Origin of the sequence: uncultured Maribacter sp. (assembly GCF_947500405.1) — a bacterium.
Taxonomy (GTDB): Bacteria; Bacteroidota; Bacteroidia; order Flavobacteriales; family Flavobacteriaceae; genus Maribacter_B.
Map to the genome: position 1 here is coordinate 146362 of NZ_CANMRY010000004.1, position 24854 is coordinate 171215.

Sequence of the window (24854 nt, forward strand, 5' to 3'; positions counted from 1 at the left end):
TAAGACATAACGGCAGTTTGTAAGGAAATAATAGTTGTGCGACTTATTAAATAAAGTAATTATGGGAATATTAAATAGCCTATTTGGAGGTAGTAGTAATGAAGAGAAAAAAGAAAAAAAAGTAATTCCATGGATACCTTTAACTAATGTTGCGCAATTAAATGATATAGAAGAAAAATCTAAAAGTAAACTACAGGTTATTTTTAAGCATTCTACTACTTGTGGTATTAGTAGAATGGTTATGAATATGTTTCAAGAAACTTATGATTTAAATGAGCAACAGGCAGATTTGTATTATTTAGATTTACATAGTTATAGACCTGTTTCTAACGAGGTGGCTATAAAATTTCAGTTAATACACCAATCTCCTCAATTACTATTAGTTAAAAATGGAGTAGTAGAGGCTAGTTCTTCTCACGGAGGAATTAACGATTTGGTATTAAAAGAATATTTGTAATTATTTAATCCATAATATTTGTTAATGTTTTTTTAATAAAATCTATTCCAAAAATGATTTTATAGTATTAAAAAATGATTCCCAATTTGTATTTTTGCATTTCATTTAATGCAAACATATAATATGCAACGCGACAACCTGATTTTTGATTTAATTGAAGAAGAAAGAGAGCGCCAGATTAATGGTGTAGAATTAATTGCCTCTGAGAATTTTACTAGCCCACAAGTAATGGAAGCCGCAGGCTCTGTATTAACAAATAAATATGCAGAAGGCTACCCAGGAAAAAGATATTATGGTGGTTGTGAAGTTGTTGATAAAGTAGAGCAATTAGCAATAGATAGAGCAAAAGAATTATTTGGAGCTGCTTACGCTAATGTGCAACCACATTCGGGGTCACAAGCAAATGCTTCTGTATACCATGCATGTTTAAAACCAGGAGATACAATACTAGGTTTTGATTTATCACATGGAGGGCACTTAACGCATGGTTCTCCAGTAAATTTTTCTGGTCGTTTATATAACCCTGTATTTTATGGTGTAGATAAAGAAACAGGAAGGTTAGATTATGATGTAATTCAAGAAATTGCAACAAAAGAAAAACCAAAAATGATAATTGCAGGAGCATCTGCATATTCTAGAGATATAGACTTTAAAAAATTTAGAGAAATTGCAGATAGTGTTGAGGCATTGTTGTTAGCAGATATTTCTCATCCTGCAGGTTTAATAGCAAAAGGAATTTTAAATGATCCAATTCCTCATTGTCATATAGTTACAACAACAACTCATAAAACTTTACGAGGACCAAGAGGTGGACTTATATTAATGGGCGAAGATTTTGATAACCCATTTGGAATAACTCTAAAAAATGGAAAATTAAGAAAAATGTCTGCATTACTAGATTTAGCTGTATTTCCAGGGAATCAAGGTGGACCATTAGAACATATTATAGCAGCAAAAGCAATTGCTTTTGGAGAAGCTTTATCTGACGAGTATTTGCACTATATGGTACAAGTAAAGAAAAATGCAGAGGCAATGGCTAAAGCATTTGTAACTAAGGGGTACGATATTATTTCTGGTGGAACAGACAATCATATGATGCTAATAGATTTAAGAAATAAGAATATTTCTGGAAAAGATGCTGAAAAAGCTCTTGTATTAGCAGATATTACAGCAAACAAAAATATGGTTCCTTTTGATGATAAATCTCCATTTGTTACTTCTGGTGTGCGTTTTGGTACCGCAGCAATAACAACAAGAGGATTAAAAGAAGCAGATATGAATGTAATTGTAGATTTTATTGATGAAGTAATTTCTAGTCCAGAAGATACAGAAGTACTTGCTGCAGTAAAAGCAAAAGTAAATGCTTTAATGAAAGGAAGAGATTTATTTAATGCTTAGATAAATATTTTTTTTAATTAAAAAATCCCATTATTACACATAATGGGATTTTTTGTTGAACTAAATTTAAAACTAATATTCTACCAAACAAAGATGTAGCTCTTCTGGTAAATATGAATTTTCTTTAACGTCATATATTACAGCCTCTTCTTCTGACTCAAAATAAATACCCCAGTATTCATTGTAGCTTTTTTGGCCACATTCTTCAGGGATATACATTTCCATATCAAAATCATTTTCTTCTAAAACTGGAATATATATTTCGAATGGCTTTTTTGTAAAACCATTTGAAATGTAAATATATTGACTAGCTATTTCTCTAAGGATAGCGTTTAATTCTTTAGATATATTTAGATTGTTTGTTTTATTAATTATGATTGATGTATCTTTTAAAAAAAGGGAGAACTCACTTATAGCTATATTACAGTTATTTTCATTCTGTAAGATTTCAATAGCTTTAGACAAAGGATTTAAATCTGTATTACTTTTAAAACCACCCCAAGTACCTAAGTTTGCATGATTTAATATTTCAATTAAAGATAGGTTGCAATCTAATTGTATTGAAATAGAAATGCTATCCTCTATATATCCAAAATTTTGTACAGTTACTTCTGCAAAAAAATCTTTTTCTATTTTTTTTATAAAAGAAAATATAGAAATAGTTTGAAGGGTATGGGGGAACCTCCAAGCATCACTTTTTTTAGAGTTGTCTTTGTATGTTGACATATGATTGCTTGTAATTTATTTATGATACAAACAAATATATATGTAAGTCTTAGTTTTAGAGCATAGGAAAACCTCATATAAAATGAGGTTTTTGCTTTATTTGATTATTTAAATGTTAAATTTTGAAAATTTGTAGTCCAGATTTAAATAAATCCTCTTTTTCTAGCCTCTTCTATTAAAGCTAAATCATTTCCGCTATCTATCCCAAAAAGTGTTTTTAATTGTCTTTTTCTGGACTCCACTGTGGTTATTGCAGCAGAAATTAAAGGCGCAATATCTTTGGTTCTAACGCCAATAGATAGGTTAAATAGTATTTTTTTATCTACTTCATCAATAACTATATCATTTGCCATTTTTCTTCTTACGGCAGCTAATGCTCCAGCGGTATAATAAGGAGGGTTTACAACTACAGTTTCTACCATTGCTATTAATGACTTTTCATCAATTTCAGATTTCACCATGTACCCGTCTGGATCCACTGTTTTAAATACACTGTTAATTTTATAGCTATCGCTAAAAGAAGACATAAAAACTACTTTAGAATCTGGAGAAACTTGACGTGCAAGTTTCCCTAAATCTTCTCCACTGCGCTCATCATGTAAATGCGTTGGAAAAAGTTGTATATCTAGTAAAATAATGTCATAATGAATAGATGATCTCCCAGAAGTTTCAATTTTAGATTTACCAAGTTCAAACCCTCTGGCAACATCTACTTTTACTTCAAAATTTTCAAATTCTGTGCCTTCTAAAATATATTTATATCCAAGAGGTGTCATTTCATGATCATCAATAGCTAAAATTCTAATTGTTTCCATTATATGCGTAGTTGTTGTTTGTATTGAAGGACCTAGCTATGCAGGTATTTTATGTTTATGTATGTTAGATATAGGTATGTTAAAAACAAGAGTAGTTCCTTTTTCTATAGAAGAATCAATCGTAAAATATCCATTAAGTTTTTCTATTCTAGATTTTATATTTCGCAAACCAAATCCTTTTTTCTCTTTATTAAACTCGTATCCTTTTCCATTATCACCTACAGTAACTACAAAATTAAATTTATGTATATTAAAATTTACATAAACTTTTTGGCATTCTGCATGCTTAATAGAGTTATGTATACATTCTTGAATCATTCTATACACATTAATCTTTATGTCTCCTGATAACGTATCCCAATCAAATGTATTGTTGAAATTAAATTCTTGCTCAATTTTTGCATTTTTGGCAAGAGTACTTAATAATTTCTTAATTGAATTAATAAAGTTAGGAATTTTTTGGTAAGCAGCATGGTTAAGTTCGTGAGAAATTGTACGAACTTCTCTTTCTACATTTTTTAAAATAGTTATGCCTTTTATTTTTTCTTCTATAGCCACAGGATCTATTTTTTTATTTAGACCAGTTAGTACCATTCTTGCTCCAAGAATTTTATCTAAAATACTATAATGCAATTCCTCGGAAATCCTTTTTTGTTCGTTTCTTTTAGCTTCCTCTATTTCTTCTTTTTGAGCAAGCATTAAATTAAATATTTCTTGGTCGTTAGCTTGTTCCTGTTGCGTAAATTTTAGTTTCTGGTTTTTATTACGTTGCCAAACTATTATGTATATAGCAATTAATAATAAAACTAAGCCAGCAGTAATACCAGTCCATAGTTTTTTTTCTTGATACAATAGTTTATTCTCCGCAATAACTTCATCAGTTTCAAAACGAATCCTAGTAAATTTATTTCGTATTTGCTGCTCTGCAATATGCATACTGTCTGTAATTTTTATATGTTCTAGGTGGTAATCTGCAGCATTTATTGGATTAATCTGAGCCAGTAATAGTAAAGATTTTAATAAGCGTAGTGTATTAGAGGCTTCTTTGGCATGACTTCTTGCAGACGTAGCATGCAAAAGTGCATTTGTGGTATCTTTTATGGAAAGATAATAATCTGCTAGGAAATAATGACTTGTACTTATTTTAAAAAGCTCTTTTTCTCTTTCTCTAATTTTTAGAACTTTTTCATAATTTTCTTTAATACTATCTGTTGCGCCAAGCATAAACCTAGAATAGGTTAAATTATTTAGGGCAAGTGCATACAATGAAGGACTGCTATTTTTTAAATTTTTAATTTCCACGACTTCTTTAAAGTAGGGGATTGCTTTTGCATACTCTTTTTTTTTTTGATAGGCATTTCCTAAGTTATTAATAATACCAAGATCAGTTTTTCTGTTATTTGCTTTAACATCATAAGCTGAAGCCTCTTTGTAATAGGCAATAGATTTTTTGGATTCTTCTAAATTAGAAGCAATTATACCTAAAGTATTATAACATTTAGAGAGGTGTTTATATTCCTTTAAAGGTTTTAGCAGCTCAATAGCTTTTATACAGTTAATTTCAGCACCCGTATTATCATGTATTTCTTCTTGAATACTAGCCATTGCTCTAAACATTCTTGCAGCATTTGTATTGTTTTTTATATCTAAAAAAAGTTTTGCTGCTTTTTGATAATAGAAGAAGGAGCTATCCATTACAAATTCTTTGTCATAAAAATAACCTAAATCCCAATAGGAATTGGCAAGGGTAGTGGTATCCTTAGTGGCTTTATAAAGTTCTATGGTTTCTGTATTGGTTTTTCTAAAGTGTAAAGAGTCTTTAAGACTAAGATAACGGTAAGAGATTGAAGATAGGTTTTTAATTTTAACAGAATCTGGTTTTACATCTTTATTTTTTAGATAGGCTTTGTTTACGAATACTAAACGCTGTTTTTTTGTAAGCTTTTTATCTTTTCCTTTCGCAATCCAAGAAGATATGCTGTCTGTTACAGGCGTAGTACTTGTGTTTTTATCCTTTACCAGCTTGGTACACCCAATACATAAACATAAAAGTAGTAGTGGTAATAATCTGGGAAATAGATTATTTTTTAATAGGTGTATTGTAGTAATCTTCATTAAAATAAAGGTATAAAAAAAGCCTTAAACTAAAAATTTAAGGTTCTACAATAGTTTAAAATTATAGTTTCTTTTATAATGTATTTTTTAGTTTAAGAAATCTTGATTTATGCAGAAATTTCTTTTTCTTCGTATTTTTTAATATTAGAAATTGGAATATTAAAAAAGAAAGAAGTTCCTTTTCCTAGTTTTGAATCAACTGTAAAATGTCCATTAAGTTTTTCTATTCTAGATTTAATATTTCGTAGACCAATTCCTTTTTTCTCTTTATTAAACTCGTATCCTTTTCCATTATCACCTACAGTTACTTCAAAGTTATATTTATGTATATCAAAATTTACATATACTTTTTGGCATTCAGCATGCTTAATAGAGTTATGTATACATTCTTGAATCATTCTATACACGTTAATTTTTATATCTCCTGATAACGTATCCCAGTCAACTGTATTGTTGAAATTAAATTCTTGTTCAATTTTTGCATTTTTAGCAAGAGTAGTTAATAATTCCTCAATTGAATTAATAAAGTTAGGAATTTTTTGGTAAGCTGCATGGTTAAGTTCATGAGAAATTGCACGGACTTCTCCCTCTACATTTTTTAGAGCAGCTATTGCTTTTGCTTTTTCTTCTATAGCTTCAGGGTCTGCTTTTTTGTTTAATCCTGTAAGAACCATTCTTGCTCCAAGCATTTTACCTAAAACCCCATCATGCAATTCTTCTGAGATTCTTTTTTGTTCGTTTCTCTTTGCCTCATCCACTTTTTCTTTTTGGGCAAGCATTAAATTAAAAACCTCTTGGTTGTTAGCTTGTTGCTGTTGCGTAAATTTTAATTTCTGGTTTTTATTACGTTGCGAAACTATTATGTATATAGCAATTAATAGTAATACTAAGCCAGCAGTAATACCAGTCCATAATTGTTTTTGTTTTTGTAGTAATTCGTTCTCTGCTATAAACTCATCTGTTTCAAAACGGATTCGGGCAAATTTATTTCGTATTTTCCGTTCTGCAATATGCATACTGTCTGTAATTTTTATATGTTCTAGGTGGTAATCCGTAGCATTTATTGGATTAATCTGAGCCAGTAATTGTAAAGATTTTAATAAGCGTAGTGTATTAGAGGCTTCTTTGGCATAATCTCTTGCAAATCTAGCGTGTATAAGTGCATTTGTGGTATCTTTTGTAGAAAGATAATATTCTGCTAGATAGTAATGACTTGCACTTATTTTATATATATCTTTTTCTGTTTCTCTAATTTGTAGAACCTTTTCATAATTTTCTTTAATACTATCTGTTGCGCCAAGTTTAAACCTAGAGTAAGTTAAATTGTTTAGTGCCAGTGCATACGATGTAGGATAGTTACTTTCTAAGTTTTTAATATCTATTACCTCTTTAAAATAGGGGATAGCTTTTGTATGCTCTTTTTTTCTTTGATAAATATTGCCTAGGTTGTTATTAATTTTGAAGTTAGTTTTTCTTTTATTCGCTTTAATATCATAAGCAGAAGCCTCTTTATAATAGGCAATAGATTTTTCTAATTCATCTAGATTACTTGCAATTAATCCTAAAGTATTATAACAGTTAGAGAGGTGTTTATATTCTTTTAAAGGTTTTAGCAGCTCAATAGCTTTTATACAGTTAATTTCAGCACCTGTATTGTCATTTATGTCTTCTTGAATACTAGCCATTGCTCTATACATTCTAGCAGCATTTGTATTGTTTTTTATATCTAAAAAAAGTTTTGCTGCTTTTTGATAATAAAAATAGGAGCTATCCATTATAGATTCTTTGTCAAAGAAAACACTTAAATCCCAATAAGAATTGGCAAGGGTAGTGGTATCCTTAGTGGCTTTAGAAAGTTCTATGGTTTCTGTATTGGTTTTTCTAAAGTATAAAGAGTCTTTAAGACTAAGATAACGGTAAGAGATTGAAGAAAGGTTTTTAATTTTAACAGAATCTGGTTTTACATCTTTGTTTTTTAGGTAGGCTTTGTTTACGAATTCTAAACGCTGTTTTTTTGTAAGCTTTTTATCTTTTCCTTTAGCAATCCAGGAAGATATGCTGTCTGTTATAGGCGTAGTACTTGTGTTTTTATTGGTTACTTGCGGAGTACATCCTAAAAGTAAAAGGAATAGTACTACAACTAGTAATCTAGGGGAGAGATTTTTTTTGGTTAAGCGTATTATATATACCTTCATTAAAATAAAGGTATAAAAAAAGCCTTAAACTAAAAATTTAAGGCTTTTTTTATTCTATAAGTTATTTTTTTTATCCATCTCTTCCTTCTCTTTGATCATCTCCAACATCATTTGCCAAGGCGTTTGTAATATTAGTAAAATCCTCTTCTTGTGTACTTACGAATGCTGTTGCAAACATACCTAATGTAAATAATGCTACTGCTAAAATACTTGCTACTTTTTTCATTTTCTAAATTATTTTCGGGTTATACTTAAATTCTATAGTAAAACTAGAAAATAGTAGAGGTGAAAAAATTAGAATAAATAGAATACTAGTAAACGTCTAAGTTCTGTGAGTATTTGGACTAGTTTTAAGAGTATTTAAATAATTAAGTTAGAAGAGTAAATTTAAAATAAAAAAGAATAAGAGGAGGTTGCTTCAAAAAAGCATGCAAGTATATAAAGTAAAAACAATTTATTGCATATAATATTGCAATTTTTTTACTTTTAGGCTGTTTTTTGTAAAATTTTTTTAATTAAGGGAAGAGGATATTGTATTTCTAGAAAGAATTTTTTTAAGCTCATCTACATTTAATTTGTATGATTTAGAGAAGGGTAGTGGAGCTTTAGTGAGCTTTAATGCGCAAATAGATTTTCCGTAATTTATTCTAGATACATAATTTGTGTTTACTATATAACTTTGATGTATGCGTACAAAATTTGGAGGTAGTTGGTTTTCAAATGTTTTTAATGTTTTGTAGGCATTATTTATAGAGCCATCGTTCATATGAAAATCGGTAGCGTTATTGTCTGCTTTTAAATACAATATATTGTCTGTATCTATATACTGAAAATCACGATAAGATTTTAAACATATAGTTTGTGGAGTATTCTTTTTTGGTAGTCTTTTTTTTAATTTAAGAAGAGATTTTAAAATTTCATACTCACTATATGGTTGTAGCCAGTAATCATAAAAATTATTTTTTATTGCGTCGTAAGCGTGTTCTTTAGTTTTTGAGATTCCTATAAAAATTGGAAGTTTGTCTAAATATTGATGTAATTCCGTAATCATATTAAAATAAGATTCCGCTAGTTCATTTAAATTAATAATGACTACATCTGGTGAGAATTTTAGAATACTTTTTAAACCTTCTTCTTTATTTTTTGAAATTGTTGTGCAAGAGAAATCACCATAGTCTTCCATGTAATGCTGTAATTGCAAATTGGAAGTTGCATTAGAATCTAATATGGCATATTTATATTGCAAAATCTTTTAGGTTTGTATGCAAATTAAGGATTGATACTAACAAACTAGCTTAGTAAAACCTTATAAAAAAAAAGGTTCTTTGTCTAAATTAAGAAAATTCTTCATAAATGAAAGAAAAAACTTACAATTTTTAAATATGAATTATTCGTTTAATTCAAAATATTCGAAAGCACCAAGGTCAGGAGAAGAAGTACGGTCTGTATTTTGAATATCTACAGGAGCATTTAAAGCACTTTCTAAATCACCTATATTAATAGCAAAAGAAGATTTATTTATATTAAAAATATTATTAAAAGCATCTTCAAAAGAGCTATCTTTATTTAGGAATACAGTATTGTAATAATTTGTGTTAGTAAAGTTATATATAGAGTTTGTAATATTGTCATTTATATCTGAGGTTATCATACAGTGGTTAAATAAAAAATTAAAACTACTATCATTATTTTTTTCTAATACTAATTCATTTCTTTTATTACCATCTATAATGCAGTTATTAAAAACAGCACTTAATTCTTTAGTATTATCTATTTTAAGAGCAGAGCCTTCTCTAAAACCATTTATCCAATAATTTGCTATTGTTGCATGTGTAAAGAAATAATTGCCTCCTAAATTACAATATAAGCCTATGTTTCCGGCGCTGCCTATGACCAAGTTTTTAGAGGTTACTTTAGCTTCTTTTAGCCATAAATTAATGTTAGCACTATTAAATATCTGGGAGTTGTTAATTTGTAAGTTACTATTAGGGTTAGTTATTTCTCCATTAAAGAGCACTCCTGTGGTTGCATTTTTAATGGTTGTGTAGTTTATTGTATTGTTAATACTACCTTGGTTTAGTATTATAGCCCCCCATTGTCCGGCTATATTTGCTAGCTCAGGTTCTAATCTATCTCCTTCAAAAATAACTTCTCCTTCTTTAACTTCTTCACCTTTGCTAAGGGTGCCATTTATTTGTATTGAGGCATTTTTTTGAACAACCAACCCAGAATTTTTATGAAAATGTATTCTACTACCGGCATCTATAATTAGTTGTTTCCCTTCTGGAACTGATGCGTAACCATATATTACATAAGGAATAGTGTTTGTAAAATGTAATTGCTCATCTGTAAGAGTTAGTCCGTCAGCAAAAATATTTTTCTCGTTAGCATCCTTTCCTATATACACTTGTTCTTTTAAGTTATTTTCTAAAATGGTCGGGGATAAAAATACAGCGTCTTTAATTAAGGTAACTAGCGGTATTTCTTGAATGTTTTTACCGGAATCAAATTGTAAAACATCTGTATATAGCCAATTACTCTGCTGTGTTTTAGAAATATCTTGGGTAATTTCTATAAAAACGTAAAGACTGTCTTGGGCAAATAAGGGTACGTTTTTAAAAGCTTTTCCTTCTTGTCCGTCTACATTTAATCTATAAGCACTATTGTTTCCTTCTTTTAACTGTATGGAAGGTATGTTTACATCATCTCTTGTGGGGTTGTATACTTTTAAAGAGTACGTACTGCTGCTTATGTTTGTAAATACAGTATCTAGATAAACAGTGTCTTTAGAAAACGTTAGGTTACCAGAACTTGGTCCATAATCAAAATCTTTTCGGCATGATGAGCCAAAAATAATTACTAGGATTAGTATTATAAGAGAAGTATATACTCGCATATTAAATACTATTATGCCTCTATATTTTTAGATTTTGTAAAAACGTTTTTTAGTTCTTTAGATATTCTCATTGGCTTATGAGTTTTTGCATTTAATAAACACCACTCTGTACTGGAACGTAATAATAAGATATTTGTTTTAGCATTGTACATTTCTACTATTCTAATAGATATAGCGCCTTTACTTTCAGAAATATGTGTTTTTACTATTATTTTATCTCCTAATTGTGCTGGTTTTTTATAAGCAATGTTGTGAGTTAGTACTACCCAAATAAACAACTCCTGTAAATGGTTTGGAGCTTTTGCTTTCCAATGTTCTTTAGAAATGTCTTGTATCCACTGTACGTATCTAACATTGTTAACGTGATCTAAGTCATCTAAATCATGGGCAGCAACTGTTATTGTTTTTTTAAATGACATTACTTTTTAAGTATTTTAACTTCAAAAAGTTTATCCCAATTTTTACCAGTAACAAAAAATGTTTTTCTTGTTGGGTGGTATGCAATGCCATTTAAGACATCAATATTATCATGTTTAGTAACTTTATTCTTTAAGCCACTAAAATTAATTACACCTTCTATAGCACCACTTGTTGCATCAATAATCATAATACTTGGTTTTTGGTACACGTTAGCATATAATTTACCGTTAACATACTCCAGTTCATTAGCTTTATTAAAGATAGATTTATTGGTTACCGTTTCAATATGCTCTTCTTCAATTAATGTGGTAGCGTTTAAAAACCATATTTTTTCAGTACCATCACTTTTAAATATTTTAGAGCCATCATTACATAAACCCCAGCCTTCTTTACTTTCTCCATATTGAAAGCTTCCTATTTTTTTTAGAGAGTTTACATCATATATAAACCCAGTTTTATTTTGCCAAGTAAGTTGATATATTTTGTCGTTTAAGATTGTAATACCTTCTCCAAAATAAGTTTTATCTAAATCTATTTTTTTAAGTACATTTCCTGTTTTATAATCTACTTTTCTTAAAGAAGAAAAACCTCTTCTTCCTGTACTCTCGTATAAAGTATCTTTATAAAATTCTAATCCTTGCGTATAGGCTTCTATGTCATGAGGATATTCATTAATAATTTCATAGGTGTAAATTTTAGGGGCTTTAGGGGAAAGAACTTTTATTTTTTTATGTATTTCTACTGTTGTATCCTCGTAAGTTATTTTTGCTGTTAATGTTTTATTTCCAAGAGTAATAGTTTTTATCTCAAGCTTATTATCTATAATCTTTAAAGGGGTGTTGTCTAAAAAATAGACTACTTTATTAATATCCTTTTCTTTTTTATTAATAATGCTTACCGCTACTTTTTGGTTGGGGCTAAATTCTTTTTTATTTTCTTCTAGACCAATTTCAAATAAAGAACTTGCTGTAGGGTTACTTCCTCCACAGTTTATAAATAACAAAATAGAAAGAGAAAAAATAAATAACTTAATGATATTCATGAGGTTACATTGTTTTGTAAATAAATATGATTAATGCATATTAAGTTTAATGCATTATTTTTTAATGTAGGAGCAAGTTAATTCATAAAAATTAGAAACTAAAAGGATTGTGAAAGTTTTAAAAGGTTGTATATTTGCAGCCGGCAAGTCCTACACGACCAGCTCCCTTTGAATCCCCCAGGGTGGGAACGCAGCAAGGGTATTAGGTTGTAGCGGTGCGATGTAGGTAGCTTGCCTTTTTTTGTACACTAAAGTTTCTTCCTTTTTTATGTGCAATTTCCTTTAATTTATTTGTTATTTTGTATTCTATGAATAGGAAAGTAGTTTTAATTACAGGCGGTTCTTCTGGTATAGGAAACTCTATTGGTTGTTATTTAGTCCAAAAAGGGTATGTTGTATATGGAACTACAAGAAATGTTCATAAATATCCTGATTTTAAAGATTTTAATTTATTGCAAATGGATGTTAGAGATACAGAGAGTATAACTAGCGCTTTTAAAAAGGTAATAGAAAAAGAAGGTAGTGTAGATGTTGTTATAAATAACGCAGGTGTTGGGATTACTGGAGCGATAGAAGAAACACCAACCAAAGAAATTCTAAATGCTTTTAACACGAATTTTAATGGCCCTATTAATGTTATAAAAGGTGTTTTACCTTATATGAGAGAACAGAGTAGTGGTTTAATAATAAACATTACATCTATAGCAGGTTATATGGGTTTGCCATATAGAGGCATTTACTCTGCAACTAAAGGAGCTTTAAGCATTATTACAGAAACATTACGTATGGAAACTAAAGATTTTGGTATCCAGATTACAAGTTTGGCTCCAGGAGATTTTGCTACAAATATTGCTGCGGGTCGTTACCATTCTCCAATTTTGGAAAACTCTCCCTACAAAAAACCATATAGTAAAACTTTAAAGGCGATTAATGCTGATGTGGGTAGCGGTGAAAACCCTATTTTGGTTGCAAAAGCTGTTTTAAAAATTATAAATACCCCAAAGCCTAAAGTGCATTATAAAGTGGGGTCTTTCTTGCAAAAATTCTCTATAAAACTTAAAAAAATTCTCCCAAGTAAAGTTTACGAGAAAATACTTTTAAGACATTCTAAGCTTTAAATTTTTCCGTAAATACTAGCAAAAGCATTAACTATAGTCGCATCTTTAGTTATTATGCATTTGTTAAGGGGGTATACTATTAATGATTTGGTTAGTTCTTCAAAATTATTAGTAGTATATTGGTTTTCTGTTTCTAATTGATTTGTATTTAGTATAGTTTTCCAACTATCAAAATTAGTTTTAAAGTTTATTCCTATATAAGTATAATTAGGTTTTGAAGTTTTTAAACTTTCTACTCTTTTAAAAATATTGCTGTAGTGTCTTTTATTTGTTTCTGACCAGAAATAAAAAACAACTTTTTTATTTTTTGCTATTTCTTGTAATGATATTTTTTCTCCAGAAATATTATTTACAATTATATTAGGTATTTTATTATTGGGTTGTATGTTTTTTATTCCAAGATATAAATCGTCTATTTCTTTTATATGTCTATTACTTCCAGAAAGTCTATGAAACTCTTCTATAAAAGCTTCATTGTTTTTTTCTATATCATTTGATTTAAGTAAATAATCAAAAGCAACATTTCTAAAGAGATTGTCTTTAAGTTCTTTTTCTATTACTAAACTGTCAATAAGATTCAGTTTATGTTTATTAAAATGAAGTTTGTTTTTTACCTGCTCATTTTTAATTAAGCATTTATGAGAACAAGTCATATAAGACAAATTACCAAAATGAGAGCGCATAAAATCATAATACGGTCTTAGGTAGTTTAATTGTTTATTGTTAAAAGAAATATTTTTTCTATAATCATAAAAGTCATCAGAAAGTTTCGCTATTTTTTTGTCTTCGGTGTGCTTTCTATGCTCAAAAGGGTATCTTTCTTTATAATTATAGTAGGTGTAATTTATGCTTGCTTCTGCAATATTATATGCATTATTAGATAAACCACCCTCTTCTTTTAATATATTTAAGGCATTTATTTTTTTTCCTCTTAAAGCATTTATTTTTTGTTTAAAATCTTCAGATTCTAATGCGTTATAATTTTTACTAACAAGTTGCTCTTCTTTCTCATTTCCTAAAAAAACATCTAATAGAAAATTATTAACCTCTTCTCCTTTTCCAGAAAACACAAGAGACTCATCAAAATCCACTGTGTTTAAACGTACCATTAAACTATCGCCTGGTTCTAAATAAACATATTGGTATTCTGGAGCGTGTTTAAAATGATAAAGACCCATTGGTATGGAGTCAAAAGAGAAAGAAAATCTGTTGTTTGTATCTAATAGGGCAGAGTCTATTACTTCTTCACCTTTGTGTAAGACTACATATTTACTAGTAGGGTTAACAATTTCACCTGCAAAAAAAACACTTGGGGAACCTTTTTCTACTGTATTACAACTTGCTATTAATAAAATAAAACAATAAAGTAAATTTCTATTCATATGAAATAGTTACAATATAACACTCAAAAATAAGAAACACATAGGCTTTACCTTGTTAATAGCGAGTTAAAAAAAAATAAAGTAACGTTAATGTATTATTTAATATGTGGAGCAAGAATATTGGTTTTAGGGGATAAATTTCTCTATTTTTGCACGAAATTTAAAAGAAAGAATTATGTTATCGGTATCTAATTTATCTGTGCAGTTTGGAAAAAGAGTGTTGTTTGATGAAGTAAATGTAGCTTTTACTCAAGGAAATTGTTATGGTGTAATTGGAGCAAATGGAGCGGGAAAGTCTACATTTCTTAAGATACTATCTGGGCAAATAGATCCAACCTCTGGACATGTACACTTAGAGCCTGGAAAACGTATGTCAATCTTAGAACAAAACCATAATGCTTCGGATGATTTTACGGTTCTAGAAGCTGTAGTTATGGGTAACAAACCTCTTTTTAAAATAAAAAAAGAAATTGATGCTCTTTACGCAGATTATACAGATGAAAATGCAGATAGAATAGGGGAGTTGCAAGTACAATTTGAAGAAATGAATGGTTGGAATGCAGACAGTAGTGCTGCGGCATTATTATCTAATCTAGGTATTCAGGCTGATTTGCATTTTACTTTAATGGCAGAGATGGATCCTAAATTAAAAGTGAGAGTGTTATTAGCGCAAGCTTTATTTGGTTCTCCAGATGTATTAATAATGGATGAGCCTACCAATGATTTAGATTTTGAAACTATAAATTGGCTAGAGAATTTCCTTGCAGATTATGAAAATACTGTAATTGTTGTTTCTCATGATAGACACTTTTTAGATACGGTTTGTACACATATAGGTGATATAGATTTTGGTAAAATGAATTTATATTCAGGTAATTATACTTTCTGGTATGAGAGTAGTCAGTTAGCAGCAAGGCAAAGAGCACAGCAAAATAAGAAATCTGAAGAAAAAGCGAAAGAGTTACAAGAGTTTATTATGCGTTTTAGCGCAAACGTTGCAAAAAGTAAGCAAGCTACCTCTAGAAAGAAAATGCTTTCTAAGCTAAAGGTTGAAGATATAAAGCCTTCTAGTAGAAGATATCCTGCCATAATTTTTGAAAGAGAACGTGAAGCAGGAGACCAGATTTTAAATATAGAAGGTTTGTCGGCAACATCTGAAGACGGAGATTTATTATTTAAAGATGTAAACATAAATTTAGCTAAAGGAGATAAGGTAGCAATATTCTCTAAAGATTCTAGAGCTACCACTGCATTTTATGAAATCATAAATAATAACAAGAAAGCAGATAGTGGTGAGTTTCAATGGGGAGTTACAACAAACCAGTCTTATCTTCCTGCAGATAATTCTTCTTTCTTTAATCAAAACGTAAGTTTGGTAGATTGGTTACGCCAATGGGCAAAAACAGAAGAAGAAAGAGAAGAGGTTTTTATTAGAGGTTTTTTAGGGAAAATGTTATTTAGTGGAGAAGAGGCCTTAAAAAAATGTACAGTACTTTCTGGAGGAGAAAAAGTACGTTGTATGTTAAGTAGAATGATGATGTTGCGCGCAAATGTAGTTATGTTAGATGAGCCTACAAACCACTTAGATTTAGAGAGTATTACGGCATTTAATAATTCTTTAAAGAATTTTAAAGGAACAGTTTTGTTTACAACACACGATCATGAATTTGCGCAAACGGTTGCAGACAGGGTAATAGAATTAACTCCAAAAGGCAACATTGACCGTTATTTAACGTTTGATGAATATATGTCTGATAAGACTATAAAAGAGCAACGAGCTAAAATGTACGCAGAATAATTTACTAGTTGTTTAAAATTTAAATCCTGCGAGTTTTAACTCGAAATTTAAAAGTTGCTTTCTTGTGAACACCTCATGGGTATACCTTGAGGTTATTAAATCTTATTAGACCTCAAATTTATTGTTATGAAAACCTATACCTACTTATGGGGACTTCTTGCATTTATTATATTAGGGTGCAGTAAGTCTTCCTCTAACGAACAAGAATCTAAAAAAGAACCCAATATAGCTACTTCGTATACAGTGTTATTGGATACGAATAATTCATTGTCTGCAACATTGCTAAATGCAGACGCAACTCTTGTATCCCAAAGTTCAAAAGAAAGTAGTTTTAATACAATCTCTACATCTGTTATTAAATATGATGGTAATAAGGAATATTCCTTTTATAAAAAAACTTCAGATTGTGATGGCGAAATTGTGCATTATGATTTTATAAATGAAGAAGAGCAAAAACTAAATGTTTTTCCTGATATGTTAGATTGTGAATTAGAGGTTTTGTCTATTATTACTACAAATTCTTCTTTTTTTATTGCTTATGAAGTTACTAATGCAAATTCTCCAAAAAAGTATGTAGTTAGAAAAATAGATAGAAACGCAACAGAATTTACTTTTATAGAATTAGAGCTGTCAAAAAAACCAATGCAGATGTCCTTTTCTAATAATAGGTTATTTATTTTATTATTTGATGAAGGAGTTACTAATGAAAATGAAGTTGTAATTGTTGATGGTACAAGTCTTAATGCTATTAATTCCCAAACTTTAGGGTATAACGTAAAAAAAATATTTAAAGATGCTAATGGTGATATTATTATAAGTTATGATGAATTACATACTGTTTTAGATAAAGTAACTTTAAGTGTAGATTATATCAGGTATGGTGAAGGTGCAGAACCCAAATTTGCGAATAGCTCTTTACACAATTTAGACTCAGAAGGGAAATTATATTATAGTATGCCATTAGAAGATGGAGCAACTTCTAGCATACCAGCTGTTTATAATTTGAAAGAAAATATAGCTACATTATATATTTATGAGAATTTTTTAACTGCAGCACAATTAGAAGTAGAGTATGAAATAGAAGAGACTACAGCGGTAAGTTATGATGCGCAGAATAATATAATACTAATTGGATATAAAAAGTCTGGAAGTCAAGACTTAGGAGGCATACTTCGTATTAAACCTGTGCCAGACTTGGAGCTTTTAGATAATATAGATTTACCAGGGATTCCGTATGATATTATAGTGCACTAACTGTTAATACTATAATATGAAAAATGCCATAATTTTTACATGTAAAAATTATAGCATTTTTTTTGGATATGCGCACTAAGTTTGTATCTTGTCGATGAAAATGAGCTATTTATCGATTAGACGTCGGTATTATCAACCCCACACTGAGAATACTTATGAGTAACAAAGTTTCCCTATTAATAGCAGTATTGCTATTTATTCCTACATTATGTATTGCACAAAACGTGTCTACTCCAGCAAAAAAAAATAAAGTATTACATATGAACCCAGAGTATTCTATAAGTAAGAATACTGGGTCGTCAAAAAAGCATTCCACGTTAATGGCTGTTATAAAGGCTGCAGACTTGGAAGAAATTCTTAATTACGATGGTCCATTTACTGTTTTTGCACCTTCTAATAACGCGTTTAGTTCCACAACAGATATAGATTTTTTATTAGACCCCACTCATAAAAAAGAAGTGTATTCTCTCTTAACACACCATATAGTGGCAGGTAATTTAACTGCGTCTAAAATACTAAAGGCCATGTGTAGAGGTAACGGCATAGCTTCTTTTACTACAGTATTGGGTAATAAGTTAATAGCAACAATGAATGGTATAGACATTGTTTTAACAGATGAGTTTGGTAATACTGCAAAAATAACGAATGCAGATGCTAATCAATGTAATGGTGTTATTCATGAAATTGATAGTGTTTTTTTACCAAATAAAATATAAGTTTACCTAAGTTCAGCTCCTAAATCATTTTCAAACTTATACTTTAGTTTGTTCATGATTTTATCAATTTGTTTATCTGTTAATGTGTTTTTATTGTCTTGAAGTGTAAAACTTACTGCATAAGATTTTTTATTTTCGGCTAATTTTTTCCCAACATAAACATCAAACAGAGTTACTTTTTTAAGTAGTTTCTTTTCTGTTTGTAAAGCTATGTCACGTATTTCCTTAAAAGTGATTTTGTTATCTAATAGCAAAGCAAAATCTCTTTTTACTTCCGGAAACTTTGGTATTTCTTTATAAGATATACTAGTGTTAGCTGCTAGTTTTAAAATTGCATCCCAATTAAAGTTTGCAAATAAAATATCTTGTTTTATATCAAACTTTTTAGCTATTACTTTTTGTATAACTCCAAACTCTACTATTGAGTTACGTTTGTATTCTATAGATAATCCTTCAGAAAAATCTGTATTATCAATAGGATTTTCGTTTGCGTTTTCAATACCTAAACGTTCTAAAATATTTTTAACAATAGACTTTATAAAAAAGAAGTTGGTTTGTTTGGTTTCTTCTAGCCAATTTTGATCCTTTTTATTGCCGCTTATTAAAAGGCTTAAATATTTGTTTTCAATTCTCTTTTCGTTATCATAAGCGTAAGTTTTTCCAAATTCAAATAACTGTAAATTAGATTTTTTACGATTAATATTATAAGAGGCAACTTCTAAAGAAGAAAACAAAGAAGATTGTCTCATTATAGATAAATCTGTACTTAAGGGATTAATTATTTTTATAGAATTATTCTCAGATAACTCTTTAGAAATAGAAACATATTCAGGAGAAATAAGACTATTGGTCATTATTTCATAAAAGCCTTTAGAGGCTAATAGGTTACCTATTTTGTTTTGTATTTTATGGTCATCAAACTTACTAGTAGCAGCAATAGACGCATTAAGTTTTTGAGTAAAGTTAATATTGTTGTACCCGTAAACTCTTAAAATTTCTTCGATTACATCAACAGGTCTTTGTACATCTACTCTATAAGACGGGACTACTAACCCTAAACCTGCTTCTGTAACACTCATTACCTTAATGTCTAATGATGTTAGGATAGATTTTATAGTGTCTATAGGTATTTCTTGTCCTATTAGTTGGTGCACTTTGTTGAATGGTAAGAAAACTTCAAAATCTTTTGCCTTGTTAGGGTAAAAATCTATAATATCAGATGTTATTTCTCCTCCAGCAATTTCTTTTATTAAAAGAGCTGCTCTTTTTAAACTATACTCTACATTTTCAATATCAATACCTCTTTCAAATCTAAAAGAAGCATCTGTGTTTAAGCCATGTCTTTTTGCTGTTTTTCTAACAGAAACTGGATTAAAGTATGCACTTTCTAGAAATATAGAAGTTGTATTCTCAGATACTCCAGAATGTACTCCGCCAAAAACCCCGGCAATACACATTGGTTTTTCGGCATCACAAATCATTAAATCTTCTTCGTGTAATTCTCTTTCTACACCATCTAAAGTGGTAAATTTGGTTCCTTTTGGAAGTGTTTTAACCACTATTTTATTTCCTTTTATTTTAGCGGCGTCAAAAGCGTGTAATGGTTGTCCAAGTTCATGTAAAACATAGTTAGTTGCATCTACTAAATTATTTTTTGGAGTTATTCCAATTGCATTTAGTCTGTTCTTTAACCAATCTGGAGATGGTTGTACCAATAAATTGCTCATGGTTACACCTGTGTATCTTGGAGCTAGTTCATTGTTATCAACAGTTATATCAAATTTTAATGAACGGTTGTCTACATTGAAATTACTTACAGGTGGTGTAATTAATTCTATTGCAATTTCTTTTTGCTTAAGTCCAGCTTTTAGGTCTCTTGCAACTCCAAAGTGACTCATAGCATCTGCTCTGTTTGGAGTTAGTCCTATTTCAAAAACCTCATCGTTTTCAATATCAAAAATTTCAGAACAAGGAGTTCCTGGAATTAATTTTTCAGATAAAACCATAATTCCGTCATGGCTTTCTCCAAGACCTAGTTCATCTTCGGCACATATCATTCCATGACTTTCTTCGCCTCTTATTTTTCCTTTTTTAATTGTCCAACTTTCATCCTCTTTAGTGTAAAGAGTGGTTCCTATTGTTGCTACAGGAACTTTTTGCCCTACAGCAACATTAGGTGCTCCACAAACTATTTGAACAGGGGATTCTGCTCCAATATCTACTGTAGTAACTTTAAGTTTATCTGCATTACTATGTTTTTCACATGTAAGTACATGGCCTACTACAACTCCAGATAAGCCGCCTTTTAGAGATTCAAAAGAAGAAACTCCTTCTACTTCTAAGCCTAGGTCTGTTAGTAATTCTGCAGTTTTTTGGGAATCCCAATCTATTTTAATAAACTGTTTTAACCAGTTGTAAGAAATATTCATTAGTTGTGTTTAAAGCTGGTAAAGATAAAACAATGGAATAAGACATTCAATAGGGAATCCTATTCAATTTTAATTTTTATGTAACGTAATTACTTTGTTTTGGACTTAGATTATTGTAGATTTTCCTAAACCTATATTTTCATCATTAATATTATGATCATCGTCGTTATCATCATTAATATTGTTTGCAATAAAATCTCCAACATAGTCTGTTCCATATTTACTACTCCCTAATACATCTGGGGTAACAATTTTCTTTGCAAAGGATTTTAAAACAGCAGATATTACCGCATTTGCTTCTTCTATTAAATCAAAGTGTTGTAGTAGCATTGCAACACTTAATATAGATGCTACAGGGTTAGCTATATTTTTTCCTTTTGCTTGTGGGTAAGAACCATGTATGGGCTCAAACATCGCATGTCCTAAGCCTACAGAGGAAGATGGCAATAAGCCAATAGATCCAGAAATAGCACTACCTTGGTCAGATAAGATGTCTCCAAACATATTGTCTGTTAAGATTACATCAAATTTATTTGGATGTAAAATCATTTCTACAGCTGCATGATCCATAAACATGCAGTTAAGGGTTACTTCTGGATAGCTACTAGCAATATTAGTAACTACTCTTCTCCAAAGTCTAGAGGTTTCTAATACATTTGCTTTATCTACTAGAGTTAATTTTTTTTGTCTACTTTTTGCTGCTTTAAAGGCAAGGTGCGTAATTCTGCTAATTTCTTTTTCAGAGTACTCACAGGTGTCTAGTGCTTTTGCTCCGTCTTTACTAACTTCTTTTTTGCCAAAATAAATTCCACTTGTAAGTTCTCTGTAGATAACTAAATCGGTATCTAATATATTTCCTCTATTTAGCGGAGATAATTTTGCTAATGTAGGAAAAACTTTAACTGGTCTAATGTTTGCAAACAAGTCTAACTCTTTTCTTAATTTGAATAAACCTTGTTCTGGCCATATTTTAGAAGTTGGATTTTGGTCATATTCTGGAGTTCCTATTGCTCCAAATAAAATGGCATCAGAATTTTTGCAAATTTTTAATGTTTTTTCTGGTAAGGGCTCTCCAGTTTTTTTCATTGCAACAGCTCCAATGTCTGCTTTTGTAAAAGAAAAAGTATGCCCAAAACTATGCTCTACTGCTTGTAGGCATTTTACAGATTGCGCCAGAACTTCTGGACCAATACCGTCTCCGCCTAATAGGGCAATGTTTAAATACATTAATTAAGAGCTTTTAAGTTAATACCGCTAGTTTCTATAATTTCATGAATGTCATTATCAACGACTTCTTTTCTGGTATCTGCGTATTTTAAAAATTCTTGATAAACAGTATCCAATTGAACTTTAGTAAGTTCGTAACCTACAATTTTAGCTCTGTAAGCTAAAGCAGCACGTCCACTTCTTGCGGTTAAAATTATAGAAGACTCATTGACGCCAACATCTGCTGGATCTATAATTTCATAGGTTTCTCTATTCTTAATTACGCCATCTTGGTGTATTCCAGAACTATGCGCAAATGCATTAGCACCTACAATGGCTTTGTTTGGTTGCACTATCATCCCCATTTTTTGAGAAACCATTAAGCTAGTGCTATTTAATAATTTGCTATTAATATTTGTGTCTAAGCCAAGAGTTGGGTGTTGTCTTAAAATCATAACGACCTCTTCTAATGCGGTATTACCTGCACGTTCTCCAATACCGTTTATAGTACATTCTATTTGTCTTGCACCGTTTACAACACCAGCAATAGAGTTTGCTGTAGCAAGCCCTAAATCGTTATGGCAGTGACAAGAAAGCGTAGCTTTATGTATTCCTGTGACGTTTTCTGTTAAGTATTTTATTTTAGCGCCATATTCTTCTGGTAAGCAATAACCTGTTGTATCTGGAATATTTAAAACAGTTACACCAACTTTTATTAACTCTTCACAAATTCTAGCTAAGAACTCATTATCCGTTCTTCCTGCATCTTCTGCATAAAATTCAACATCTTCAACAAAAGTTTTAGCATATTTTACAGCAGCAACAGCTTTTTCTATAATAGCATCTTTATTAGAGTTGAATTTATATTTAATATGTGACGCAGACGTTCCAATACCAGTGTGTATTCTTGGTCTTTTAGCGTATTTAAGAGCATCAGCCGCTACTTCAATATCTTTTTTAACTGCTCTTGTTAATCCGCATACAGTGACGTTTTTAACTAACTTAGATATTTCTGTTACAGATTTAAAGTCACCAGGGCTAGATACAGGGAACCCAGCTTCAATAATATCAACACCTAAAAGCTCTAGTCTTTCGGCAATTACTAACTTTTGTTCCGTATCCAATTTGCATCCTGGAACTTGTTCTCCATCTCTTAGAGTGGTATCAAAAATTTGTACTTTATCTTTGCTCATTATATTTACGTAGTTTTAACTAGTCATTACGAATATATGACCATTACCTTTAAATAACTAAATTAAGCACTAGCATTTACAATGTTAATGCACTTTTTAGTGATGTTAAAATACTGATAAACAAATATATAAACTATTTTTTTTACGATGACAAATGTGCATAAAGATGCTTTGTTCGTTTTGGTTAAGTCCCTTTCTAAGTCAGAGAAACGTCAGTTTAAACTTTACGTTGGGAGGCTAGGGGTTAATTCTGATGCTAAATTTTTAGCATTGTTCAATTTATTAGACAAAAGTAAGCTCTATAATGAGAAAAATATTTTAGAAAGTGGTATAGTTAAGAAGGAGCAACTATCTAACTTAAAAGCGCACCTATATAAACAAATATTGGTGAGTTTGCGTTTAAATCCTGTAAACCAGAATATAAGGGTTCAGATAAGAGAACAGTTAGATTTTGCAACTATTTTATATCAAAAGGGATTGTATAAACAAAGTCTAAAAATTTTAGATAAAGTAAAAACTACAGCAATAGAGAATGAAGAGAAAAACATTGCTTACGAAATAGTTGAGTTAGAAAAACTTATTGAGACTCAATACATAACAAGGAGTATACCTGATAGAGCCAATGAATTGGCGGTACAGGCAAAAAAATTATCTGGACAAAATGTAATGACAAGTAAGCTTTCTAATTTATCATTACAATTGTATGGAATGATGCTTAAAGTTGGCTATGTAAAGAGCGATGATAGCTATAAAATGGTACAGGACTATTTTGAAAAACATTTACCAAAATATAAGATAGAAGACCTAGGTTTTAGAGAAAAACTATGGCTTTATAAGGCTCATTTATGGTATAGTTTTTTAATACAAGATTTTCTTTCTTGTTATAAATATGCTAACAAATGGGTAGATTTATTTTATGAAAATAAAGATATGATTTATCTAAATCCTGTCTTTTTTTTAAAAGGGAATAATTATTTATTAGAGTCTTTATTTTATGTAAAATATAGTTCTCAATTTAAACAAACATTACAGAAATTAGAAGCAATATTAGAGTCTAGAAGCTTCCCTAAAAATGATAATATAAATTCATTATCATTTTTATATCTAAACTCTAATAAACTAAATAAGCATTTTTTAGAAGGTACTTTTGAAAAAGGGTTGTATTTAGTAAAGATTGTGGAGTATGGCATTAATAAGCATAAAGACCGTATAGATGCCCACCATGTTATGGTCTTGTATTATAAAATTGCTTGTTTATATTTTGGTAATGGAGACAATAAATCTTGTATTCAATATTTAAAAAAGATAATAGATAATAAGAATTTAAAAATGCGTGAGGATTTAATGTGTTTTTCTCGAGTTTTAAGTTTGGTTGCTCATTATGAGGCAGGTATGGATTATCATTTAGAGGTGCAATTAAAGAGTACCTATAAGTTTTTGTTAAAAATGAATGACATGCATGAAGTGCAAAAAGAAATGATAAAGTTCTTGCGTAATCTTGGTAATATTTATCCACATGAATTAAGAGATGAGTTTTTAAAACTTTATACAGAATTAAAGAAGTATGAAGAACATCCTTATGAGAAAAGAGCATTTTTATATTTAGATATTATTTCTTGGTTAGAAAGTCACTTAGAAGACAAACCTGTTTCTCAAATTATTAGAGAAAAAGCTATGGCCTTAAAGCGTTAATT

Annotated in this window: 20 protein-coding genes and 1 other RNA gene; 8 read left to right on the forward strand and 13 right to left on the reverse strand. The window is 30.0% G+C overall.

Features of this window, described 5'->3' with window-relative positions:
- Nucleotides 1-61: 61 nt before the first annotated feature.
- Together ytxJ and glyA are read left to right on the forward strand one after the other, a co-directional pair.
- Nucleotides 62-457 (forward strand): bacillithiol system redox-active protein YtxJ, encoded by a 396-nt coding sequence (gene ytxJ / locus Q0945_RS07095; protein WP_299432662.1) that lies wholly within the window; start codon nucleotides 62-64, stop codon nucleotides 455-457.
- A gap of 123 nt (nucleotides 458-580) precedes the next feature.
- A complete protein-coding gene (glyA, locus tag Q0945_RS07100) occupies nucleotides 581-1855 on the forward strand; it encodes a serine hydroxymethyltransferase (protein ID WP_299433302.1) in 1275 nt (424 codons plus the stop codon).
- Between the two features lie 72 nt (nucleotides 1856-1927).
- Here the strand turns inward: glyA and Q0945_RS07105 are convergent, their stop codons facing one another.
- The 9 genes from Q0945_RS07105 to Q0945_RS07145 all read right to left on the reverse strand — a co-directional run bounded on the left by Q0945_RS07105 (nucleotide 1928) and on the right by Q0945_RS07145 (nucleotide 12064).
- Entirely contained in the window at nucleotides 1928-2581 is a 654-nt protein-coding gene (locus tag Q0945_RS07105; RefSeq protein ID WP_299432665.1) for a hypothetical protein, read from the reverse strand.
- A 143-nt stretch (nucleotides 2582-2724) separates the two neighbouring features.
- Nucleotides 2725-3396 (reverse strand): histidine kinase, encoded by a 672-nt coding sequence (locus Q0945_RS07110; RefSeq protein WP_299432668.1) that lies wholly within the window; start codon nucleotides 3394-3396, stop codon nucleotides 2725-2727.
- Between the two features lie 36 nt (nucleotides 3397-3432).
- Nucleotides 3433-5511: a tetratricopeptide repeat-containing sensor histidine kinase gene (locus Q0945_RS07115; protein ID WP_299432671.1), complete on the reverse strand. Its 2079-nt coding sequence runs from the start codon at nucleotides 5509-5511 to the stop codon at nucleotides 3433-3435.
- Between the two features lie 107 nt (nucleotides 5512-5618).
- Entirely contained in the window at nucleotides 5619-7706 is a 2088-nt protein-coding gene (locus tag Q0945_RS07120; protein ID WP_299432674.1) for a tetratricopeptide repeat-containing sensor histidine kinase, read from the reverse strand.
- Nucleotides 7707-7776: 70 nt separating this feature from the next.
- Nucleotides 7777-7932, reverse strand: coding sequence for a hypothetical protein (locus Q0945_RS07125; RefSeq protein ID WP_299432676.1), 156 nt, complete (start codon nucleotides 7930-7932; stop codon nucleotides 7777-7779).
- A 285-nt stretch (nucleotides 7933-8217) separates the two neighbouring features.
- A complete protein-coding gene (locus Q0945_RS07130) occupies nucleotides 8218-8952 on the reverse strand; it encodes a LytTR family DNA-binding domain-containing protein (RefSeq protein WP_299432679.1) in 735 nt (244 codons plus the stop codon).
- 141 nt (nucleotides 8953-9093) lie between these two features.
- A complete protein-coding gene (locus Q0945_RS07135; protein WP_299432682.1) occupies nucleotides 9094-10602 on the reverse strand; it encodes a hypothetical protein in 1509 nt (502 codons plus the stop codon).
- An 11-nt stretch (nucleotides 10603-10613) separates the two neighbouring features.
- The gene (locus Q0945_RS07140) at nucleotides 10614-11021 is read right to left on the reverse strand and encodes a thioesterase family protein (RefSeq protein WP_299432685.1); all 408 of its coding nucleotides are present in this window, start codon (nucleotides 11019-11021) and stop codon (nucleotides 10614-10616) included.
- Nucleotides 11021-12064 (reverse strand): glutaminyl-peptide cyclotransferase, encoded by a 1044-nt coding sequence (locus tag Q0945_RS07145; RefSeq protein ID WP_299432688.1) that lies wholly within the window; start codon nucleotides 12062-12064, stop codon nucleotides 11021-11023. Before Q0945_RS07145 ends, Q0945_RS07140 begins: the two co-directional genes overlap by 1 nt.
- Nucleotides 12065-12205: 141 nt before the next feature.
- Here Q0945_RS07145 and ffs point away from each other — a divergent pair.
- Together ffs and Q0945_RS07155 are read left to right on the forward strand one after the other, a co-directional pair.
- Nucleotides 12206-12304: signal recognition particle sRNA small type (gene ffs / locus Q0945_RS07150), an RNA gene on the forward strand.
- Nucleotides 12305-12372: 68 nt separating this feature from the next.
- On the forward strand, nucleotides 12373-13182 hold the full coding sequence (locus Q0945_RS07155; RefSeq protein ID WP_299432691.1) for an SDR family oxidoreductase: 810 nt from the start codon (nucleotides 12373-12375) through the stop codon (nucleotides 13180-13182).
- Here Q0945_RS07155 and Q0945_RS07160 read toward each other — a convergent pair.
- Entirely contained in the window at nucleotides 13179-14564 is a 1386-nt protein-coding gene (locus Q0945_RS07160; protein ID WP_299432694.1) for a transaldolase, read from the reverse strand. The two genes, Q0945_RS07155 and Q0945_RS07160, sit on opposite strands and share 4 nt — an antisense overlap.
- Nucleotides 14565-14739: 175 nt before the next feature.
- On the opposite strand from Q0945_RS07160, the gene Q0945_RS07165 reads away from it, so the two are divergent.
- From Q0945_RS07165 to Q0945_RS07175, 3 genes are all read left to right on the forward strand, one after another.
- Entirely contained in the window at nucleotides 14740-16362 is a 1623-nt protein-coding gene (locus Q0945_RS07165) for an ATP-binding cassette domain-containing protein (protein WP_121067351.1), read from the forward strand.
- A gap of 126 nt (nucleotides 16363-16488) precedes the next feature.
- Entirely contained in the window at nucleotides 16489-17616 is a 1128-nt protein-coding gene (locus tag Q0945_RS07170) for a hypothetical protein (RefSeq protein ID WP_299432698.1), read from the forward strand.
- Nucleotides 17617-17771: 155 nt separating this feature from the next.
- Complete coding sequence (locus Q0945_RS07175) at nucleotides 17772-18332, forward strand: fasciclin domain-containing protein (RefSeq protein WP_299432701.1); 561 nt, start codon at nucleotides 17772-17774, stop codon at nucleotides 18330-18332.
- A 2-nt stretch (nucleotides 18333-18334) separates the two neighbouring features.
- Here Q0945_RS07175 and pheT read toward each other — a convergent pair whose 3' ends face one another.
- The 3 genes from pheT to Q0945_RS07190 form a co-directional block, all read right to left on the reverse strand.
- Nucleotides 18335-20761, reverse strand: a complete 2427-nt coding sequence (pheT, locus tag Q0945_RS07180; RefSeq protein WP_299432704.1) for a phenylalanine--tRNA ligase subunit beta — start codon at nucleotides 20759-20761, stop codon at nucleotides 18335-18337.
- Nucleotides 20762-20866: 105 nt separating this feature from the next.
- Nucleotides 20867-21988, reverse strand: coding sequence for a 3-isopropylmalate dehydrogenase (gene leuB, locus Q0945_RS07185; protein ID WP_299432707.1), 1122 nt, complete (start codon nucleotides 21986-21988; stop codon nucleotides 20867-20869).
- The gene (locus Q0945_RS07190) at nucleotides 21988-23160 is read right to left on the reverse strand and encodes a 2-isopropylmalate synthase (protein ID WP_299432710.1); all 1173 of its coding nucleotides are present in this window, start codon (nucleotides 23158-23160) and stop codon (nucleotides 21988-21990) included. The genes leuB and Q0945_RS07190 overlap by 1 nt, the downstream gene beginning before the upstream one ends.
- A 147-nt stretch (nucleotides 23161-23307) precedes the next feature.
- Here Q0945_RS07190 and Q0945_RS07195 point away from each other — a divergent pair, with 147 nt between their 5' ends.
- The gene (locus Q0945_RS07195; RefSeq protein ID WP_299432713.1) at nucleotides 23308-24852 is read left to right on the forward strand and encodes a hypothetical protein; all 1545 of its coding nucleotides are present in this window, start codon (nucleotides 23308-23310) and stop codon (nucleotides 24850-24852) included.
- Nucleotides 24853-24854 lie beyond the last annotated feature (2 nt).

Bases quoted from the DNA above. Each gene is read 5' to 3' on its own strand.
- Q0945_RS07110 (WP_299432668.1), bottom strand. From the start codon at position 3,396: ATGGAAACAATTAGAATTTTAGCTATTGATGATCATGAAATGACACCT.
- Q0945_RS07120 (WP_299432674.1), bottom strand. From the start codon at position 7,706: ATGAAGGTATATATAATACGCTTAACCAAAAAAAATCTCTCCCCTAGA.
- Q0945_RS07135 (WP_299432682.1), bottom strand. From the start codon at position 10,602: ATGCGAGTATATACTTCTCTTATAATACTAATCCTAGTAATTATTTTT.
- Q0945_RS07170 (WP_299432698.1), top strand. From the start codon at position 16,489: ATGAAAACCTATACCTACTTATGGGGACTTCTTGCATTTATTATATTA.
- Q0945_RS07145 (WP_299432688.1), bottom strand. From the start codon at position 12,064: ATGAATATCATTAAGTTATTTATTTTTTCTCTTTCTATTTTGTTATTT.
- Q0945_RS07105 (WP_299432665.1), bottom strand. From the start codon at position 2,581: ATGTCAACATACAAAGACAACTCTAAAAAAAGTGATGCTTGGAGGTTC.
- pheT (WP_299432704.1), bottom strand. From the start codon at position 20,761: ATGAATATTTCTTACAACTGGTTAAAACAGTTTATTAAAATAGATTGG.
- Q0945_RS07175 (WP_299432701.1), top strand. From the start codon at position 17,772: ATGAGTAACAAAGTTTCCCTATTAATAGCAGTATTGCTATTTATTCCT.
- Q0945_RS07155 (WP_299432691.1), top strand. From the start codon at position 12,373: ATGAATAGGAAAGTAGTTTTAATTACAGGCGGTTCTTCTGGTATAGGA.
- Q0945_RS07125 (WP_299432676.1), bottom strand. From the start codon at position 7,932: ATGAAAAAAGTAGCAAGTATTTTAGCAGTAGCATTATTTACATTAGGT.
- Q0945_RS07140 (WP_299432685.1), bottom strand. From the start codon at position 11,021: ATGTCATTTAAAAAAACAATAACAGTTGCTGCCCATGATTTAGATGAC.
- Q0945_RS07190 (WP_299432710.1), bottom strand. From the start codon at position 23,160: ATGAGCAAAGATAAAGTACAAATTTTTGATACCACTCTAAGAGATGGA.
- leuB (WP_299432707.1), bottom strand. From the start codon at position 21,988: ATGTATTTAAACATTGCCCTATTAGGCGGAGACGGTATTGGTCCAGAA.
- Q0945_RS07160 (WP_299432694.1), bottom strand. From the start codon at position 14,564: ATGAATAGAAATTTACTTTATTGTTTTATTTTATTAATAGCAAGTTGT.
- glyA (WP_299433302.1), top strand. From the start codon at position 581: ATGCAACGCGACAACCTGATTTTTGATTTAATTGAAGAAGAAAGAGAG.
- Q0945_RS07165 (WP_121067351.1), top strand. From the start codon at position 14,740: ATGTTATCGGTATCTAATTTATCTGTGCAGTTTGGAAAAAGAGTGTTG.
- ytxJ (WP_299432662.1), top strand. From the start codon at position 62: ATGGGAATATTAAATAGCCTATTTGGAGGTAGTAGTAATGAAGAGAAA.
- Q0945_RS07115 (WP_299432671.1), bottom strand. From the start codon at position 5,511: ATGAAGATTACTACAATACACCTATTAAAAAATAATCTATTTCCCAGA.
- Q0945_RS07195 (WP_299432713.1), top strand. From the start codon at position 23,308: ATGACAAATGTGCATAAAGATGCTTTGTTCGTTTTGGTTAAGTCCCTT.